Genomic DNA, 17,126 nt, shown 5'->3' with positions numbered 1-17,126 from the left:
AGTGTGAATAGTCCACCAGCACAGCGGGTTTCCGAGGGGGCCAGCCGAGGCGCTTCCGATGGAAATCTGTCTCGCGTCGCCCTGACGGCGATCGCTCCCATGTCGTGGGGCACGACCTATGTCGTCATCACCGAGCTTCTGCCGTCGGGACATCCTCTGTTCGCGGCGGTCATGCGGGCGTTGCCCGCGGGCCTGATCGCGCTGGCGATCACCCGGGTCCTGCCGCGTGGAGGATGGTGGTGGAAGGCCGCGGTGCTCGGTGTGCTGAACATCGGCCTGCTCAACGCGCTGCTGTTCATCGCGGCCGAACGCCTGCCGGGAGGTGTTGCCGCGACTCTGGCCGCGGCCCAGCCGCTCATTGTCGCCATGCTGGCGGTGCTCGTCCTGCACGAGCAACCCTCCCCCTGGCGCCTCGCCTGGGGAGTCGCCGGCGTGGCCGGTGTCGGCTTGGTGGTGATCGGGCCGGCCGCGGCGCTCGACCCGACCGGGATCGTGGCGGGCCTGGCCGGCGCGGCCTCGATGGCGCTCGGGTTGACGCTCACCAAGCGCTGGGGTCGTCCTGCCGAGGCCACTCCTACTGCTTTCGCCGGTTGGCAGCTCGCCGCGGGAGGTCTGTTCCTGGTGCCGGTCACCTATCTCGTCGAGGGACCGCCTCCCACGATCGACCTGACCGCCGCCCTCGGTTACCTCTGGCTGGGTCTGGTCGGCGGTCTCATCGCCTATGTCCTCTGGTTCCGCGGCATCGGCACCTTGCCCGTCACCTCGGTCGCGGTTCTCGTCCTGCTCTCGCCGCTGGTCGCCGCCGTTCTCGGCGCGCTCCTGCTCGGCCAGACACTCGGCCCGATCCAACTGGTTGGGTTCGGGCTCGCGCTCGCCGCGATCGTCGCGGGACAGCTTCCCGCGCCCACCCGCTCGCCCGGCTCTGTTTCACCTGAAGGGACACTCGAATGAAGATCGCCGTCGTCGGCGCCAATGGCATGGTCGGCTCACGCGTCGTCACCGAAGCCGCACGCCGTGGCCATGACCTCATCGCGGTATTCCGGAAACAGCGGCCTGCCGCCCTGCCTCCCGGCGTGACCGCCGTCGAGGGCGACGCGAACGACCCCGACCACATGAGCAGACTGTTCGACGGCGCCGACGCGGTCGTGGCCGCGACCCGGCCCGGGCCCGGGCAGGAGCACACCGTCACCACGACCACGACGGCCCTGCTGGACGCGGCCAGGAGTACCCGGACGCGCATCCTCGTGGTCGGCGGCGCGGCCCCGCTGCACGTCCCGGGGCGCTCCGGCCAGCTCGTCCTCGACACCGCCGAGTACGTGCCGCCGGAAATCCGACCCATCGCCGCCGCCAGCGCCGCGCAACTGGAGGCCTGCCGAGCGCACCCGGCCGACTGGGTCTATCTCAGCCCGCCCGCCCTTCTCGAACCAGGGCGCCGCACCGGCGAATATCGCCGCGGCACAATCACACTCATCACCGGCGCCGACGGTGCGTCCCGAATCTCGGCCGAAGACCTCGCCGTGGCCGTCCTCGACGAGCTCGAAAACCCGCGCGAGGACAAACACTTCACCGTGGGTTACTAGGCGCGATGCCGACCCATGAGCTGCCCGGCGCCGACGGTGCCGACTGGCATCGGATGAGTCCCCGCAGGCCCGGCAAACATGACGGCGGAGGGAAACATGAGAGGAAACGAGTCCTCGGTATCTCGGCCGCGCTCGCCTGTCTCGGCGCTATGGCGCTGGTACCCGCGGACCCGGCGGCGGAGCGCCGTCCGGCATTCCCCACCACGATCGACCTTCCGGCCGGGTTCCAGCCGGAGGGTATCGCGATCGGGTCGCCGCCAGTGGCCTACTTCGGCTCGCGGGCAGACGGCTCCATCTACCGAGCCAGCCTGGAGACCGGGCGGGGCGCGATCCTGAGCCCCGGGCCGGGTACGCCGTCGCTCGGGCTCGAGGTCGACCACCGTGGCCGGCTGTTCGTCGCGGGCGGCACCGGGGGCGACGCCCGCGTGGTGGACACCGGTACGGGAGCGGTGCTGGCGAACTACCAGCTCGCGACGCCGCCGGACACGTTCGTCAACGACGTGGTGCTCACGTCGACGGGCGCGTGGTTCACCGACTCGCGCACGCCCGTGCTGTACCACCTGCCTCTCGGCCCCGACGGTGCGCTGCCGCCACCCGCTGCCGTGGTGCCACGCCCGCTGACCGGCGACATCGTTCACCAGCCCGAAGCGATCAATGCCAATGGGATCGTGTCCACGCCCGACGGCACCGGTCTGATCATCGTCCAGTCGGTGACCGGCCTGCTCTTCCGCGTCGACCCGGCGATGGGCGCGACACAGCGCGTCGATCTCGGCGCCGAGACGGTGCCGGGCGGTGACGGACTGCTATTGCACGGCAGCACGCTGTATGTCGTGCAGAACCGGCTCAACGCGATCGCCGTGGTCGCGCTCGGCCACGCGGGCGCTACGGGCACGGTCGTGCGGCGCGTGACCGACCCGCGCTTCGACGTGCCGACGACCGTCGCGGCGTTCGGAGACCAGCTGTACCTGCCGAACGCCCGCTTCACCACGCCGCCTGCGCCGACCACACCGTACAACGCCGTCGCGGTCGATCGACCCCGGCCGCATTCGGTGCGATAAGCAGCGAGCTTGCGCCGCGGTGTGCTGCTCAGGGCCGAAACGATGCTGGTCGCACGCTCGAGCGGTACTGCGACACGCGCCCGGCCGACTCCGGCTTGTGCCTGTCTACGGCTGAATGTGTTCGTGCCGGCTCGGTGGTTGTCGGGGTGATCGAGGTGGTTGTGTGAGCCTGGCTGCGATAACGCACGCACACAGCAGAAGCTGTCGCGGTTGTCCCTCCGGCGGCGCAGTCCCGCTGTGACACACCGGATGCGATCGCCGGTGGTGTTCCGGGCGGCGACGAGGCCTGTCCGAAAGATGATGGGATGCTAGGGAATCGACTCGTCGCACGTCGATCGCTACCATTCCGCTGTGCGGCGGTTGGGGAGGTTCGGCGAGCGGGTGAGCCGGAGGGTGCATCGTTCGGCGTTGTTGCTGGCGGTGCTGCTGGCTGTAGTCGGCGGACTGCTGATCGCGGGGATCGTCTGGTGGCTGCTGTGGTCTTTCCTCGGGGCCAAGGCGGAGACGCCGAATCAGGTGGATCTCACCAAGATCGCGTTGACGGTGACCGCGGGCGTCGGTGGTGCCGTCGCGCTCGTGGTGTCCTATCGCAAGCAGCGCGATCAGGAGCGCGCACGTTTCGCGGAGCTGTTCGGTGCGGCGGCGAAGCAGCTCGGTGATCCGGATGTGGCGGTGCGCATCGCCGGGGTGTACGCGATGGCCGGTGTCGCGGACGAATTCGGTGCGCCAGGCAGGCGGCAGCAGTGCATCGATGTGCTGTGCGGATACCTGCGCCTGCCGTACGAACCGGACGCCGGGGCCGATCACCTGGTATCCCGGTCCGAGACCAGCGAGCACAACGGCGTGGAGGTGGAGCGGCGCTATCAATTCCGGCAGAACGACCGCGAAGTGCGCCGCGCAATCGTCGACGTGATCGTCGCCCACGTTCGCCCGTCGGCGGAAACATCGTGGTCGGACCGTGATTTCGACTTCGCCGACGCCGTATTGGAGGATGCCGATTTCCGATATGCCGTGTTCTCGGGGGAGCGCACGTATTTCGCGCGGGCAGTGTTCACCGGAGCGCGTGCCACTACATTCGAGTTCGCGAAGTTCACCGGGCAGTACGTTTCCTTCCGTGACACGGTCTTCCGCGGCGCGCGCACACTGTTGGACGATGTGACATTCGCGCCGACAGACTCCGCGCGTACCGAGTTACGCGGAGCTGGACTCGAGTTCGCCGGGGCGATCTTCAGTGCACCGGTCTCGTTCCACCGGACGGTTTTCCGCGGCTCGGCGGTCCGGTTCCATGGCGCGGCGTTCCGCGGTGAGCGCACGTCGTTCGCCGAAGCCAGGTTTCTCGCCGATCGAGTCGAGTTCGGCGCCGCGACCTTCGAGGGAGCGCACGTCGTCTTCGACGGTGCGATATTCGGCGGAGCGCACATAGATATCAGCGCGGGCCCTGTTCCATGCCGCGTTCACCTCTTTCGCGCAGGCATCCTTCGGCCATCCGGGCGGCCGGTTGCGCCGTTTCGGCAGCGCCACCAGCAGCGTGCGCTTCGACCGCGCGGAATTCCACGGCGATATCTCGTTCGACCGCGCGCAGCTCGGCGGGGGGGAGGTGAGCTTCCGAACAGCCGACTTCTTCGGCGCCATCACCTTCGCCGGCACCCGATTCGAGGCCAGGGAGGTGCGCTTCGACCGCCCGAAGGCATGGGTCGGTGTCACGTTCGACTGGGACGGAGAGCCCGGGGGCAAACCGTCGAGCGTGAAACCTGACGAGTGGCCGCCCGCTCCCGCCGGACCCCGGCCAGCACCGTCGGGATGATCGTTCTGCGCCACCGGTCTCCGATGAGTTGCTTCAACAGTCACCGTGGGCGGGGGCACAAGGGGTAGGGGACTAGCCGTTGCCGCCCTCGTAGCGCAGCGCGTTTTCCGAGCGGCAGATCTCCTCGATCCCGGACATGATGTCGCGCAGCAGTTCCGACGCCAGCGCGGCGGTCCGAAGGCGGCAGGTGAAGGTGATCAGGCCGTGGTCTTCGGGGGACAGGCCGCGGGTGGCCGATTCGGCGCGGAGATTGCGGGAGCGCACGCCATAGGTCATCGCGGAGATGACGGTGAAACAGCCGGTGTGTTCCCGGTGTCCGGAGAACAGGTCGTGCAGGCGGTAGAACACCGACGTGTAGCTCGACAGCGGCGCGAACACGCCTACCCGGTACGCCGGGCCACGCTCGGAGGAGCTGAGCGCCGTGTCGGCAAGATACTCGGCGTCGCGCAGCGTCTGCACTTTCGGTGCGAACAGCACCGCGCCCGCGGCCGCGTGGCGCACCGGCATGCCCGCTTTGCCGGGTGTCGCCGAGGCGATGGCGCCCAGCGATTTCCGCGCCCGCGACCCGACCTCGCGGCGGGCTCGCAGTCCTCGGGTGGGCGCGGTGGGGTACAGGCTCGACCACTGGCCGAAGCGGACGGTGCCCAGCTGCACGTGGCCGGTGCCGACCGGACGCGCCACCTTCAGCGGCGCCGTGTCGACCCAGCGGCCGACCTGGAGTTCGGCGTTGCCCGGCCGGGCGATCTCGGCGTGGGCGTGCTCGACGAACGAGTCGAAATCGAGGAACCGGTCGGCGGAGGTGGTCAGCCAGGTGCGGTCCTTGTCGACCTCGATCGCGTCCAGGGTGAGCGCGGTTATGATGCCCGCGCGCCCGCCTCCGCCGAGGATGCGCTGGAATCGGTCGGTGTGGTGGTTGCGCCCGCAGGTGCCGATGCGCCCGTCGATGTCGACGTACTCCAGATCGACGACCTGATCGATGAACAGGCCGTACTTGTGTGAAGCCGCGCTGACGCCGCCGACCGAGGCGAAACCGCCCGCGGTGATGTCGCGGTGGTCGCCGACGATGGGCAGACCGAGCCCGTGCGCGCCGAGCCTGCGGTCGATGTCGGAGAGCTTGGCGCCCGCCTGCACCCGGACGGTGCGCCTGCCCAGGTTGATATCCAGCACCTGATTCATCCGGCGCAGTGACACCACGGTCGGCTGGGCGGGCAGCGTGAGCCCCTCGTCGACCAGCTCGCCGCCGCGCACCATCAGCTGCTGCGTTCGCCCCCGTGAATCCCGCACCGTGCGAACGACATCAGCGGTATCGCGGGGGAGATATTCTTCCGCGTTGGAGACAATGTGCGGCGTGCTCATGGCACGAAAGCTAACCACAGCGCGGCCCGCGACGCTCGCCCGATGCCAGGTGCTATCAAGACGCGGGTGTAAGGCGCCGGCTGAACAGCACCGATCCGCTCGCATCGCACAGCTCGACGGTCAGTTCTCTGGACTTCCCGTCGATGCGAACCTCGCCGAAATGCTGGAAGGCGTCCAGCGGCGAACTGTTCTGGTCCGGGGGTGCGTGCACGAAGACCGCCTCCGGACCGAACGTGCCATCCAGCTGGTTCGGGCCGAACGCGCCCGCGTTGAGCGGACCCGAGACGAACTCCCAGAACTCGTCGAAGTCGGTGAAGGCCGCCCGCTCGGGGGAGTAGCGGTGCGCCGCGGTGTAGTGCACATCCGCAGTGAGCCACACGACGTTGGCCACCTTGTTCGCCTTGATGGACGACAGCACCCGCGCGATCTCGCCTTCCCGGCCCGAGGGCGCGCCGGCGTCGGCGTTGGCGGGACCTTCGTAGGCGCTGGTGTTCTTCTGCTCGCCGTCCGGGATGATCACACCCAGCGGCATGTCGTTGGCGATGATCTTCCACGTCGCCCTGGACTCGCGCAGGCCGTCGATCAGCCAGGTCGCCTGTGCCGGACCGAGAATCCGGCCAGTGGATCCGTTGTTGGCGTCGTTGGCGTCCTTGTTCGTTCGCATGTCCAGCACGAACACGTCGAGCAGCGGGCCGTAGGCGATCTTGCGATACAGCCGCCCGTCCGCCGCCTCCTTGGGCTCCAGCGGCATCCATTCGTGGAATGCCTGCCAGGAGCGGGCGGCCAGCGTGTCCATGCTGCGTTCGCCGTAGCCCTTGGACGCGGCGACCAGACCGCCCGGGTACCAGTTGTTCACTGTCTCGTGGTCGTCCCACTGCACTACCTGGGCGACCGCGCTGTTGAAGCGGCGGTAGTTCTCGTCGGTCAGGTTGTAGGCGTAGTTGCCGCGGAACTGCTCCAAGGTCTGCGCGACAGCGCTTTTCGCCTCGGTCACCACATTGCGCCAGATCCGGCCGTCGGGCAGGGTGAGCGATTCCTTCAGCGGTCCGTCGGCGTAGATCGAATCGCCGGAGTGCAGGAACAGGTGCGGGTCGCGGGCGGCCATGGTGGCGAAGATCTTCATGCCACCCAGGTCCGGGTTGATGCCGTAGCCCTGGCCCGCGACATCGCCGGACCACTGCAGCTTGATGTCCGCGGCGGCGGTGGGCACGGTGCGGAAGATGCCCGTGACGGGTGCGGAGGTGGCGCCGTCCTCGCCCTCGAGCGTCACCCGGTAGTGCACCTGCTGTCCCGCGGGCAGGCCGTTGACCCGCACCCGGCCGGTGCCGTCGGAATCCGGTGTGAGCAGCGGCCCGGTGAAACGCTTGGCATCGGTGAACGATTCGGTGGCGGCGGTCTCCACGATCAACGTGGCGGGACGGTCGGTCCGCGCCCAGATCAGGGCGCCATCGGTGCGCGGGTCACCCACCGCGACGCCGTGTGTGAGCACCGGGCGCGGGCGGACCAGGCCGGGGCCGCTGTCCGACGAGCACGCGGCCAGCGCGGGAGCCGATACGAGTCCGAGAGCGGTGGCGCGCAGCACGGTGCGCCGGGAGATGCCCAATTCCGAATCGGTCATGCAGCAACCTTGGCGCAGCTATCTCAACGCCATGTAAACGGGCACGGTCCGTACGGCCAACAGCCGCCCGCCCCGGGTATGGCATCGCTCAGTGCGCCAAGCGTTCCACGCGGTGGTGCAGTTCGCCCGCCCAGTGATCCTCGTACTCCTGTTCGGCCCGCGTCACGAATTCGACGCCCACCGAGGCGATCTCCTGCGCGACCTGCCCACCCCGCAACCGGACCACGCCCTCGACCGTGCCCCCAGGCTGCACCCCCGGCGTGAACAACTCGGTCTCCACCTCGGCCCCGCCGACACCGGCCGCCGCCAACAGTTTCTTGAACATGCCCCGCAGTGTCCCCGCCCCACCCGAACAAAACCTTTGCGTTTCCTTACGCTGTGAGCAACCTCATCCCACGATCCGCTGTCTCCGGCGTTCGCCACCGCAGTCCGCGTGCCCTCGGAATACTCGACCACGCGAGCACATTTCGATTCCGGCCAGCGCTGTTCTCTCGAGTCGCGAGGGTATCCGAGGCCGTCGTAGGCGACCGAGGCCCGACCATGAAAACGGCCCCGAGATCACGTGTCTCGGGGCCGCGGTGGGGTTTCGGGTCAGCCGGCGGCGGTGTCGGGAATGCGCACGGGGACGGCCTCGGGGCGGCTGCCGCTCGGGACGCCCTTCTTGAGGCTGTGGGCGTAGACGTCGACGTACTCCTGGCCCGTGAGCTGCATCAGCTCGTACATGACCTCGTCGGTGACGGCGCGTTCGACGAAGCGGTTGCCGCCCATGCCCTCGTAGCGGGAGAAGTCGATGGGCTCACCGAACTTGAGCGTCACCTTCCTGCGGCGCCAGCGGAACGGTCCGGGCGGGGAGACCTCGTCGGTGCCGATGACGGCGACCGGGATGACGGGGACGCCGGTCTCCAGCGCGAGGCGGGCCAGGCCGGTCTTGCCCTTGTACAGGCGGCCGTCGGGGGAGCGGGTGCCCTCCGGGTAGAGACCGACCAAGCGGCCCTCGTCGAGCAGCTTGCGGGCCGCGTTGAGCGCGTCCTCGGCCGCGTCGGCGCCGCTGCGGTCGATCGGATACTGGCCGGTGGCGCTGAAGAACCACTTCTGGAACCGGCCCTTGATGCCCGGGGTGGTGAAGTACTCGGCCTTGGCGAGGTAGTTGATCCGCCGCGGGCTCAGCAGCGGCGCGAACAGCCAATCGGCGAAGGAGAGATGGTTACCCGCCATGATGGCCGGCCCATGCGCCGGAATGTTCTCCACACCCTCGACCGTAGGTCGGTTGTAGAGATGAATGAATGGTCCCAGCAGCACGAACTTCAGCAGCCAGTAGAACATGACGTCCTTCCCCCGGAACCGGGATAGTTGCGGGCACCTACATCAAGTGCCGACTTTACCGCTGGTGCAAGATCACATCCAACCGCAGCGGCGAATCTCACCACACTTCGGCCGCGTCGTCGAGCGATCGCGACCCGCAGCGTGTCGCCGCAGGCCACGAGGGTCCTGCCGGGGCGCGTCAATGGCTCGTTCGCGCCACGCGCGCGGACTTGCGCGCGCCCGCGGGCAGCGCCGCCCTGGCCAGGTCCGCGGCGCCGATCATGCCCGCCGCCTCGCCCAGCTGGGTGGTCCGGATACGGGCCAGTGGCCGGTGCCCCGCGCCGGTGACCGCGCGCGCGTATTCTTCGCGCGCCTCATCCAAGAACAGCGGCGCCGAACTGCTCACGCCGCCCGCGATGACCACCAGATCCGGATCGAAGATGTCGCTGACGAACGCGAGCCCGAGCCCGAGCCAGCGGGCGAAGTCGGCCATCACCCGCACCGCGAGCGGGTCACCGTCCTGCGCGGCGCCTGCGACCCGGCGTCCGGTCAGCGACCCCGGATCGCGTGCCACGTCCCTGGCCAGCACCGAACGCACCGGGTCGGTGGCCAGCAACTCGATCGCGGTATCGGCCAGCGCCGTTCCGCTGCAGTAGCGCTCCCAGCAGCCGCGCTTGCCGCACGGGCAGGGCCGCCCCTGCGGAACCACTTGCAGATGACCGAGTTCCGGCGCGACGCCGTGCGTGCCCCGATACAGCTGGCCGTCGATGAGCAGGGCGGCGCCGATGCCGGTGCCGATCGCGATGAGCACCACGTTGTGCCCGCCCGCCGCGGCGCCGAACCGGTACTCGGCCCACATCGCGGCGTTGGCGTCGTGCTCCAGGATCACCGGCAGCCCGAGGCGTTCGCTGAGCCGCTGCGCGACCGGGGCGTCCTGCCAGGGCAGGTGCGGGGCGAACCGGACGGTCGAACGGTCGCCGTTGATGAATCCGGCGACGGCCAGGCCCACCGCGCTGATCGGGTGCCTGCCGCACAGGTCGCGCACGGCACGGTCGAGCGCGTCCTCCAGTGCCCGCGCGGAGTGCGGCGTCGGCGCCTGGACGGTGTCGAGCACCTCGCCGTCGGCGTCGATCACAGAGGCGCGAATATTGGTGCCGCCGACGTCGATTCCGACGGTCAGCGGTCGTGCGCCGGCCATCTGGTGCGTCATACCTTGATCGTCACGGGGATGTCGACGTAGCGGGAGCCCTCCTGGTCCTGAACGTCCGCGCGCGGGCCGTGCCGATGCGGCGCACCGGTTTCCGGGTCGGCATCGGTCGGCATGACCGGCTCCACCGGCACCCCGGCCAGCGCCTCGCGCAGCACGGTGACGATCGCGGTGCTGTGCTCGGCGACCGCGGCCAGTACCTCGTGGTGCTCGCCGCGCACCAGCGCCGCGGCCGCGCACACCGGGCACCAGCTGCAACTGGACCACTCGACCTGTCCTTCGGCGGCGCGCCGTAACACTGGCTCGACGCGTTCCAGCACCGCCTCGGCCAGCAGTTTCAGTTCCTCCGTGAATTCGGCGATGCCGTCGGGCGCGGCGTGGCCGCCGGTCTCGTCGTCCACGGGCGGACGCGGATCACCCGTCATAGTCGTGGCTTTCGGACAGCGGCGACCAGACCCGCGGATCCGGCCGGAACCGCACCACCAGGTATCCGTCGTTCAGTTCGGCGCCGTCGACCGTGCACCGCCGCAATACCGGCGCCAGCCGCACCCGGCGCCGGACACCGTCCGCTCCCACGATCAAATCGTCCTCCACTCGGCCAAGGCGCAGCGTCGCGGCGTCGACCACCGGTAGGTGCATGCGTAGCGCGTACACCGACTGCAACCCGGTGCCGGATTCCCGTCGAACCACCGGTTCGCCGGAACTCGCGTCGACCTCCGTCTGATTGTCGCTCAGCATAAGCGCAGCGTCGCGCGTATTGCCCGCCGAGTCCACCGCGTACGACAGCACGGCCAGCGAATTCAGGCCGATCGGCTCGGCGCCGGTGTGCCGCGCGATCAGTACCGGGACGCCTGGCATCTTGCGCCGCAACTCGGCGATCACGTCCTCTTGTTCGCCGCGCCGGTCCGAATACCACTGCACCGCCGGATGTTCGGCTGCGGCCGCACCAGCGGGCGCAGCGAGATCGGGCAGCACCTTGTTCACCACCACGGCGTCCAGCCGCAGGCCCAGCAGCGCCGCCGCGGACCGCACCCGCCCGGATTCGGCCACCGCGACCTGCTCGGCGACCGTGACCAGCCGCGCCCCGGTGCGCCGGTGGTCGGCGAGCAGATCACGAACCTCGGTCACCGCCTTGACGATCCGTTCGACCGTGGCGGCGAGCACGGCGCGGCGCAGATCGGTGCCCGCGGCGCTCAGCGCCCGCGCGTGTGGCGGCCAGATCCGCTCCAGATAGCCCAGCAGCGTGTCCGGCGCGGTGACGATGCGCAGCATGTCCGCCGACGGCGGGCAGTCGACGACGATCAGGTCCCAGGTGTCCTCCGCGGCGAACTGGGTGATCTCCACCAGCATCAGCAGTTCCTGCACGCCGGGCAGCCCGGTCAGCTCCGCCGGGTCGAGTGCGGCGAGATCGACACCGTGCTGGTGGCCGCGACCCGCCGAGATCATCCGGACCACGTCGCGGAACCGGTCCTCGAGCAACGCGAGCGAATCCACCTCGATCACGTCCAGACCGGGCAGCACCGTCGCGATGCCGGTCACGGTGCCGGGATCGTGCGGGAAACGGAAGCCGAGCGCGTCGCCCAGCGAGTGCGCCTGATCGAGCGAGGCGACCAGCACGCGTCGGCCCGACCTGGCCTCTGCCATAGCGGTGGCACAGGCCAGCGTGGTCTTGCCTACCCCGCCTTTGCCGATGAACAGGTCGACCCGGGTCTCGTGCGCGATCAGCCTTCGACCCGTTTCTTCAGTTCCTTCAGCGCGGTATCGGTGATCACCTTTTCGGCCTTGCGCTTGAACATGCCGATCATCGGAATGTTCAAGTCGACGGTCAGCGTGTAGACGACCTCGGTGTTGCCATCGGGCAGATCCATCAGCTCGTAGGTGCCGTGCTGCGCTTTCTGCAGTTCACCGCTGAGCAGCGTCCAGCTCACCGCCTTGTGATCGGCCCGCCAGTCGTAGGACAGGACGTAGGTGTCCTTCACCACCCCGGTGTCCAGAACGAACCGCGCGGTCTCGGCCCGGCCGTCCGGCCGCTTCTGGAGCACCTCGACCGATTTCGCCGCCGCCACCCACTGCGGGTAGGACTCCAGGTCGGCGATGACGGCCATCACCTGCTGCGACGGAGCCTCGATGACGATCGATCTCTGGGTCCGGTCGGCCATGCGGACAGCGCTTCCTTTCAGCGTCGGTGCTGGGGCGTCAAGACAGGTGCGCGGGCGCCACACCGGCCGGGCGACCCGCCTCCAGCCGGGACTTCAGTTCGAACGACATGTTCTTGCCCGCGACGCGGCGCGCCCGGTTGGCCGCGGCGAGCTTGCCCGCGGGGAGCGCGGGCACCGGTTCGGCGTGCACGAAGTAGTGCAGGATCACGCCGTCGAGGGACGGTTCCAGCCACACTTCCATGGTTCCGGTCATGGCGCCGGTCACCGACCAGCGGATCCCCTTCTCGCCCCGGTCTTCCCGGACCTCCAGGACCAGGTCCGGCCACCACTGACGCCATTTGCCCGGACCCGCCAGCAGCTCGGCGACGGCTGCCCCCGATGCGGCGACGAAGGTCTGATCTGCGACCTGGATACTGCTCACTCCGCTGAGCGTAGTAGATGCGACGCGGATCACCGCAGCAGCTGCCGCAGGCGTGCGCCCAGGCTGTCCCAGCGCCACTGCTGCTCGACGAACGCCCGCCCCGCCGCGCCCATCCGCGCGGCCTCATCCCGATCGGACAGGATCTCCACCAGGGCGTCGGTGATCTGCTGCACGGAACGGCCGTCCACCACGCGACCGGTCTCGCCCTCGATGACGGTTTCCGGAGCACCACCGGAATTGCCAGCGACGACCGGAACGCCGGCCGCGGACGCCTCCAGGTAGACGATGCCCAGGCCCTCCACGTCCAGGCCCGCGCCCCTGGTGCGGCACGGCATCGCGAAGACGTCGGCCAGCGTGTGATGCGCCGCCAGCTCGCCGGACGGGACACGACCGGTGAACACCACGTCATCGGAGACGTCCGCGGCCACCGCCAGCGCGCGCAGTTTCTGCTCGAACGGGCCGCCGCCCGCGATCACCAGCACGGCTCCATCGACCCGCTCCCGGATATCGCGCATCGCGAGAATCAGCGCGTCCTGACCCTTGCGCGGAACAAGCCGGGACAGGCACAGAACGGTCGGGCGATCGCCAAGGCCGTAGCGTTCGCGCAACTCGGCTCGCGCCGCCGGATCCGGGCGGAACACCTCGGAGTCCACGCCGGGCGGCAGGTACTCCAGCGCCGCGTTCGGCCCGAACGCGGACGCGAACCGGCGGCGGGTGTAGCGGCTGACGTAGGTGACGACGTCAGTGTGCTCGCCGATGGCGCGCAGCGACTGCCTGGCGCCTGGCAGCATCGACCAGCCGACCTCGTGACCATGGGTGCTGGCCAGAATGCGCTCGGCGCCCGCACGACGCAGCGCCGCAGACATGAGCGCCAGCGGCGCCGCCGCGCCGAACCACACCGTGTCGCACTGCTCGCTGCGCAGCAGGCGCGCGGCGCGGCGCAGCACGAGCGGAGTCGGCAGCATCAGCGTGGTGGGATGGCGCACCACCTGGAACTTCTGCTTGGCATCGAACTTCAGATGGCTGTCGCCGCGCCACCGCGGGGCATAGACCACCAGGTCATCGGGCGGCAGCTGACCGGCCAACGCTTGCAGATACGACTGGATACCGCCCGGCCGCGGCGGGAAATCATTGGTAACCAGCAAAGTTCGGGCCATGCGGAACAAAATACTGTGTTTGATTTGCAGCGCCTGCGGCACTGTGTTGGTTTTGCCAGCGCCTGCGGCGCGGGGTGTTCGATCTCGCTGGCCTCGAAAGCGGGAGTCGGGCCGATGTGGTTGCGTGCGGTGGCAGTGGCTGCACCCGGGGTTTGCGGTGTTCGATGGGACGCGGACGGGTGTTGCCGCCCGGTGTTCTGTCGTGAGCGAGGCGCCTGGTCGGATGTGAGCCGGGCGCGAACAGGGATGCGCGGTCTGGCTGCGCTTGAATAAGGGGTTGCGCCGACAGTTGTGTGAGGCGCCACCGCGGGCACTGGGTGTGCTGCGGCTGGATGGCTGTGGCTGCATCGCGCAGCGTTACGGCGCTCGGTGCCGGACCGCAGGCCTGGGTGCGAGGGAACTGGCGATGGTCAGGTGGCCTGGGTTCGCAGCCAGGAGCGCCAGTCGGTGATGAAGTCGGTGCGGGTGGTGCCGAGAACATCGCGGAGGATGCGGTCTTCGGTGGCCGGGTTCTGCTCGGCCGCGGCGATGCGGTGGTAGAGCTGGACGAGGCGGGGCTGATCGTACTTCTCGGCGACGAAAGCGCAGATCGACCAGGCCTTCTCGTAGGCGAGCGCGGCGTTGGGGCCGGAGAATTCGGCGTCGGCGGGGAGATCGCCGGGGATGTCGCCCGCGTGAGCACGGGCGGTGACGGTGGGAGCGACGTCGGCGAAGCGACGGCCCTGTCCGTAGTTGGCGGTGTAGTCGGCGAAGCCCTCCAGCATCCACAGCGGTGCGCCGTCGACGGTGTCGGCGCGGGCGGCGATGTGGGTGAGTTCGTGACGCAGCAGGGTGGCCATGCCCGCCGGATCGAGGCGTCGGCCGGTGTCGGGTCCGAAGACCACGCGCTGGCCGGTGGGCTGGCTGCCGGGCGAGAACGGGTCGGCGATCGACGCGGCGGCGACCTCGGCGGGCACGAGGCTGCTCGCGCGAACCAGGCCCGCGAATTCGGACGGGGACGATGCCACGACCACCAGCGCCGACTGCGCCCAGCCGGTGCCCCACACGTCGGTCACCGCGGCGATGGCGGCGGGGAGTTCGCGCTCCAGGATGTCGATATCGGCCCGCTGGCCGGGATGGCCGACGACCAGGGACGGCCGACCCGCACCGGTCGGCACCTGGCGGACGACGACCGGCCCGAACGGTTCGACGATGCGCCGTACCTCGGCAAGCCGGGGATCGGCGGCCGTGGCCTGGCCCACGACATCGGTCGAACCCGGTTGGGCGGCACGCATTGCCGGCAGCACCGCGTTCGGCAGCATGAGCAGAGCAACACCCACACCGGTCAGCGCCACCACCACGGCGACGGTGAGACAGAACTCGAAGCGCCGCCGCGCCGACCCCCAATCGCGCAATCTCCGCATGCCGGTCATCGGCGCTCGCTCATGCCTGCGCCTCGCTGGCGCTCGGCTCCGGCACGAGCGAGTGCTCGGCTGTGTTCTCGGTTCGCTCGCTGGCGCTCGCTCATGCCTGCGCCTCGCTGGCGCTCGGCTCCGGCACGAGCGAGTGCTCGGCTGTGTCGATGGTTCGCTCGCTGGCGCTCGCTCACGGCGCCTAGTATCGCCGAGCCGAGTGGAACGGCGTCGAGCCCAGGGGGGCGACCGCGACGGGGACGCCGAAGGTGGAGGCGTGCAGCATGAGTCCGTTGCCCGCGTAGATGCCGACGTGTGAGGCGTCGGAGTAGAAGAAGACCACGTCGCCGGGCTGCATGTCCTTCTTGGCGACGGGTGTGCCGTACGCGGCTTGCTGGGAACTGGTGCGCGGCACGGTCTTGCCGACCTGTTTGAACGCCCACTGGACCAGGCCGGAGCAGTCGAACTGGCTCGAGCCGGTGGCGCCCCAGACGTACGGGTCGCCGACGCGGGTCAGCCCGGCGGCCAGCGCGCTGGTGCCGCTGCCGGGGACCAGGCCCTGCAGCAGGCTGTCGCGGTCGTAGCCGGGCGGGAACGGCGAGCCCGCCAGCGCCGACTTGTCCGAGGCCGACAGCGCGCTCCATGCCTGCACCACTTGGGCGGTCGCGTTGCCCAGGTCGTTGCGCTTCCGCTCCAGATCGCTGCGCACCGCCTCGGCCTTGTCCGCGGCCGCGCGGGCGGCGTCGGCGGCGGCGCGGGCGGTCGCTTCGGCCGCGGTCGCGGCGTCGGTGGCCTTCTTGTACCGGTCGAGAGTCCGGGAGGTCTGCGCGGTGACAACGTCCAGCGTGGACATCTGGTCGAGCAGTTGCTGCGGTGAGTCGCTCACCAGCACGGCGAACAGGCGGTTGGTGCGTGCGCCTTGGTAGGCGGCGATCGCGGTGCGGTCGATGACCGGCTGGTACCGGCGCACCTCGTCGCGGGCGCGGTCGACCATGTCGGTGCCGGCGGCCAGTTTGGCTTCGGCGTCGCGTTGGACGACGATTTTGGCGTCCAACTCCGTCTCGGCGTCCAGCGCTTGCTGATTGAGCTGCTCGGACTGGCGGGACAGGTCGATCATCCGCTGCACGGCTTCGGTGGCCGTCGCGGGAAGCGCGACCGGATCGGCTCCGGCGGGACCGCCGCCGTAGAGCCCCGTGGCGAGGATTCCGGCTGCGAGCGTCGCTCCCACCAGACGTTTCCTGCGCTGTCTCCGGTGATGTTCAGCCACGCCCGTGGTGCCCCGTTCTCTCGTGAAGCGATCTCTCGTGAAACCGACGCAGAGGCCTTCGTCGAACCCGCAGGTTTGGCAGGTGCGAACCCGGGGTATTCGGCGGAAGGTCTCGGTTAGGTTACGGAACGGCGTGTGTCGATGTCCAGTGGAGGACGGAATGATCACGCCATCCGCGCTGCGGTCGGGCCACGATGTGTGGTCCGACCAGCGGCCTTGTCAGAACCGGCGCGCACCGGTGACCGGCATCGAGGAGATCGGCGCGACTCGCACGGGCGTGCCGGAGGTGGATGCGTGCACGATGTTGCCGTCCCCGGCGTACAGGCCGGAGTGGCCGCCGCCGTAGAAGGAGACCAGGTCGCCCGGCTGTAGGGCGTCCAGCGACACCGGGGTGCCCGCGGCGAGCTGCGCGCCGCTGGTGCGCGGCAGCTCGACGCCCGCCTGCCGGTAGGACCACTGGACCAGGCCGGAGCAGTCGAACGCGTTGGGGCCCGCGGCGCCGTAGACGTAGGGGGAGCCCACCTTGCTCATGGCGGCGTCCAACGCGATCTCGCCCGCCGGCTTGGGGGCGGCGAAGGGCAGCGGAGCCGGACCCGGCAGCTCGAGACCCGGGACACCCGGCGGGACCGGGATCTCGTTGGGAACCTCGAAGGTTCCGACGCCGGGGATGGTCACCGGCTGGGCCGACGCGGGGGCGGCCGGCAGCAGGAACGCGCCGAGGGTGGCGGCGCCGACGGCCCCGGCGGCAACAGCGCGCTGGGCCTGACGCTTGACGGCGTTGGTCGTCATGATGCGGTACTCCCAAT

17 protein-coding genes are annotated in these 17,126 nt (G+C 69.7%); 4 read left to right on the top strand and 13 right to left on the bottom strand.

Going from position 1 to position 17,126, the window contains the following annotated elements:
- Positions 1-3 precede the first annotated feature (3 nt).
- The 4 genes from AB0M45_RS29130 to AB0M45_RS29115 all read left to right on the top strand — a co-directional run bounded on the left by AB0M45_RS29130 (position 4) and on the right by AB0M45_RS29115 (position 4,393).
- Positions 4-951: an EamA family transporter gene (locus AB0M45_RS29130; RefSeq protein WP_364335783.1), complete on the top strand. Its 948-nt coding sequence runs from the start codon at positions 4-6 to the stop codon at positions 949-951.
- Entirely contained in the window at positions 948-1,580 is a 633-nt protein-coding gene (locus AB0M45_RS29125) for an NAD(P)H-binding protein (RefSeq protein ID WP_364335781.1), read from the top strand. The genes AB0M45_RS29130 and AB0M45_RS29125 overlap by 4 nt, the downstream gene beginning before the upstream one ends.
- A gap of 5 nt (positions 1,581-1,585) precedes the next feature.
- Positions 1,586-2,638, top strand: coding sequence for a superoxide dismutase (locus tag AB0M45_RS29120; protein ID WP_364335779.1), 1,053 nt, complete (start codon positions 1,586-1,588; stop codon positions 2,636-2,638).
- Between the two features lie 351 nt (positions 2,639-2,989).
- Positions 2,990-4,393, top strand: a complete 1,404-nt coding sequence (locus tag AB0M45_RS29115; protein WP_364335777.1) for a pentapeptide repeat-containing protein — start codon at positions 2,990-2,992, stop codon at positions 4,391-4,393.
- 121 nt (positions 4,394-4,514) lie between these two features.
- Here the strand turns inward: AB0M45_RS29115 and AB0M45_RS29110 are convergent, their stop codons facing one another.
- The 13 genes from AB0M45_RS29110 to AB0M45_RS29050 all read right to left on the bottom strand — a co-directional run bounded on the left by AB0M45_RS29110 (position 4,515) and on the right by AB0M45_RS29050 (position 17,109).
- Complete coding sequence (locus tag AB0M45_RS29110; RefSeq protein WP_364335775.1) at positions 4,515-5,798, bottom strand: FAD-binding oxidoreductase; 1,284 nt, start codon at positions 5,796-5,798, stop codon at positions 4,515-4,517.
- A 55-nt stretch (positions 5,799-5,853) separates the two neighbouring features.
- Positions 5,854-7,416, bottom strand: coding sequence for an alkaline phosphatase D family protein (locus AB0M45_RS29105; protein WP_364335773.1), 1,563 nt, complete (start codon positions 7,414-7,416; stop codon positions 5,854-5,856).
- An 88-nt stretch (positions 7,417-7,504) separates the two neighbouring features.
- Entirely contained in the window at positions 7,505-7,741 is a 237-nt protein-coding gene (locus AB0M45_RS29100; protein ID WP_364335771.1) for a sporulation protein, read from the bottom strand.
- Between the two features lie 266 nt (positions 7,742-8,007).
- Positions 8,008-8,739, bottom strand: coding sequence for a lysophospholipid acyltransferase family protein (locus AB0M45_RS29095; protein ID WP_364335769.1), 732 nt, complete (start codon positions 8,737-8,739; stop codon positions 8,008-8,010).
- Between the two features lie 178 nt (positions 8,740-8,917).
- Positions 8,918-9,928: an ROK family protein gene (locus AB0M45_RS29090; protein WP_364335767.1), complete on the bottom strand. Its 1,011-nt coding sequence runs from the start codon at positions 9,926-9,928 to the stop codon at positions 8,918-8,920.
- The gene (locus AB0M45_RS29085) at positions 9,925-10,350 is read right to left on the bottom strand and encodes a hypothetical protein (protein ID WP_364335765.1); all 426 of its coding nucleotides are present in this window, start codon (positions 10,348-10,350) and stop codon (positions 9,925-9,927) included. The genes AB0M45_RS29090 and AB0M45_RS29085 overlap by 4 nt, the downstream gene beginning before the upstream one ends.
- Entirely contained in the window at positions 10,340-11,623 is a 1,284-nt protein-coding gene (locus tag AB0M45_RS29080; RefSeq protein WP_364335867.1) for an ArsA family ATPase, read from the bottom strand. The genes AB0M45_RS29085 and AB0M45_RS29080 overlap by 11 nt, the downstream gene beginning before the upstream one ends.
- A gap of 23 nt (positions 11,624-11,646) precedes the next feature.
- Complete coding sequence (locus tag AB0M45_RS29075) at positions 11,647-12,084, bottom strand: SRPBCC family protein (protein ID WP_364335763.1); 438 nt, start codon at positions 12,082-12,084, stop codon at positions 11,647-11,649.
- 37 nt (positions 12,085-12,121) lie between these two features.
- The gene (locus AB0M45_RS29070; RefSeq protein ID WP_364335761.1) at positions 12,122-12,505 is read right to left on the bottom strand and encodes a polyketide cyclase / dehydrase and lipid transport; all 384 of its coding nucleotides are present in this window, start codon (positions 12,503-12,505) and stop codon (positions 12,122-12,124) included.
- Positions 12,506-12,534: 29 nt separating this feature from the next.
- Positions 12,535-13,662 (bottom strand): glycosyltransferase family 4 protein, encoded by a 1,128-nt coding sequence (locus AB0M45_RS29065; protein ID WP_364335759.1) that lies wholly within the window; start codon positions 13,660-13,662, stop codon positions 12,535-12,537.
- A 410-nt stretch (positions 13,663-14,072) separates the two neighbouring features.
- The gene (locus AB0M45_RS29060; protein WP_364335757.1) at positions 14,073-15,074 is read right to left on the bottom strand and encodes a hypothetical protein; all 1,002 of its coding nucleotides are present in this window, start codon (positions 15,072-15,074) and stop codon (positions 14,073-14,075) included.
- 181 nt (positions 15,075-15,255) lie between these two features.
- On the bottom strand, positions 15,256-16,281 hold the full coding sequence (locus AB0M45_RS29055; RefSeq protein ID WP_364335755.1) for an NlpC/P60 family protein: 1,026 nt from the start codon (positions 16,279-16,281) through the stop codon (positions 15,256-15,258).
- Positions 16,282-16,539: 258 nt separating this feature from the next.
- Positions 16,540-17,109, bottom strand: coding sequence for a C40 family peptidase (locus AB0M45_RS29050; RefSeq protein ID WP_364335753.1), 570 nt, complete (start codon positions 17,107-17,109; stop codon positions 16,540-16,542).
- Between the last annotated feature and the right edge of the window lie 17 nt (positions 17,110-17,126).

The organism is Nocardia sp. NPDC051787 (assembly GCF_040681325.1).
GTDB lineage: Bacteria > Actinomycetota > Actinomycetes > Mycobacteriales > Mycobacteriaceae > Nocardia.
This window is presented reverse-complemented; position numbering and strand designations above follow the sequence as displayed.

Bases quoted from the DNA above. Each gene is read 5' to 3' on its own strand.
- AB0M45_RS29095 (WP_364335769.1), bottom strand. From the start codon at position 8,739: ATGTTCTACTGGCTGCTGAAGTTCGTGCTGCTGGGACCATTCATTCAT.
- AB0M45_RS29125 (WP_364335781.1), top strand. From the start codon at position 948: ATGAAGATCGCCGTCGTCGGCGCCAATGGCATGGTCGGCTCACGCGTC.
- AB0M45_RS29050 (WP_364335753.1), bottom strand. From the start codon at position 17,109: ATGACGACCAACGCCGTCAAGCGTCAGGCCCAGCGCGCTGTTGCCGCC.
- AB0M45_RS29110 (WP_364335775.1), bottom strand. From the start codon at position 5,798: ATGAGCACGCCGCACATTGTCTCCAACGCGGAAGAATATCTCCCCCGC.
- AB0M45_RS29090 (WP_364335767.1), bottom strand. From the start codon at position 9,928: ATGACGCACCAGATGGCCGGCGCACGACCGCTGACCGTCGGAATCGAC.
- AB0M45_RS29085 (WP_364335765.1), bottom strand. From the start codon at position 10,350: ATGACGGGTGATCCGCGTCCGCCCGTGGACGACGAGACCGGCGGCCAC.
- AB0M45_RS29060 (WP_364335757.1), bottom strand. From the start codon at position 15,074: ATGACCGGCATGCGGAGATTGCGCGATTGGGGGTCGGCGCGGCGGCGC.
- AB0M45_RS29120 (WP_364335779.1), top strand. From the start codon at position 1,586: ATGCCGACCCATGAGCTGCCCGGCGCCGACGGTGCCGACTGGCATCGG.
- AB0M45_RS29105 (WP_364335773.1), bottom strand. From the start codon at position 7,416: ATGACCGATTCGGAATTGGGCATCTCCCGGCGCACCGTGCTGCGCGCC.
- AB0M45_RS29100 (WP_364335771.1), bottom strand. From the start codon at position 7,741: ATGTTCAAGAAACTGTTGGCGGCGGCCGGTGTCGGCGGGGCCGAGGTG.
- AB0M45_RS29065 (WP_364335759.1), bottom strand. From the start codon at position 13,662: ATGGCCCGAACTTTGCTGGTTACCAATGATTTCCCGCCGCGGCCGGGC.
- AB0M45_RS29075 (WP_364335763.1), bottom strand. From the start codon at position 12,084: ATGGCCGACCGGACCCAGAGATCGATCGTCATCGAGGCTCCGTCGCAG.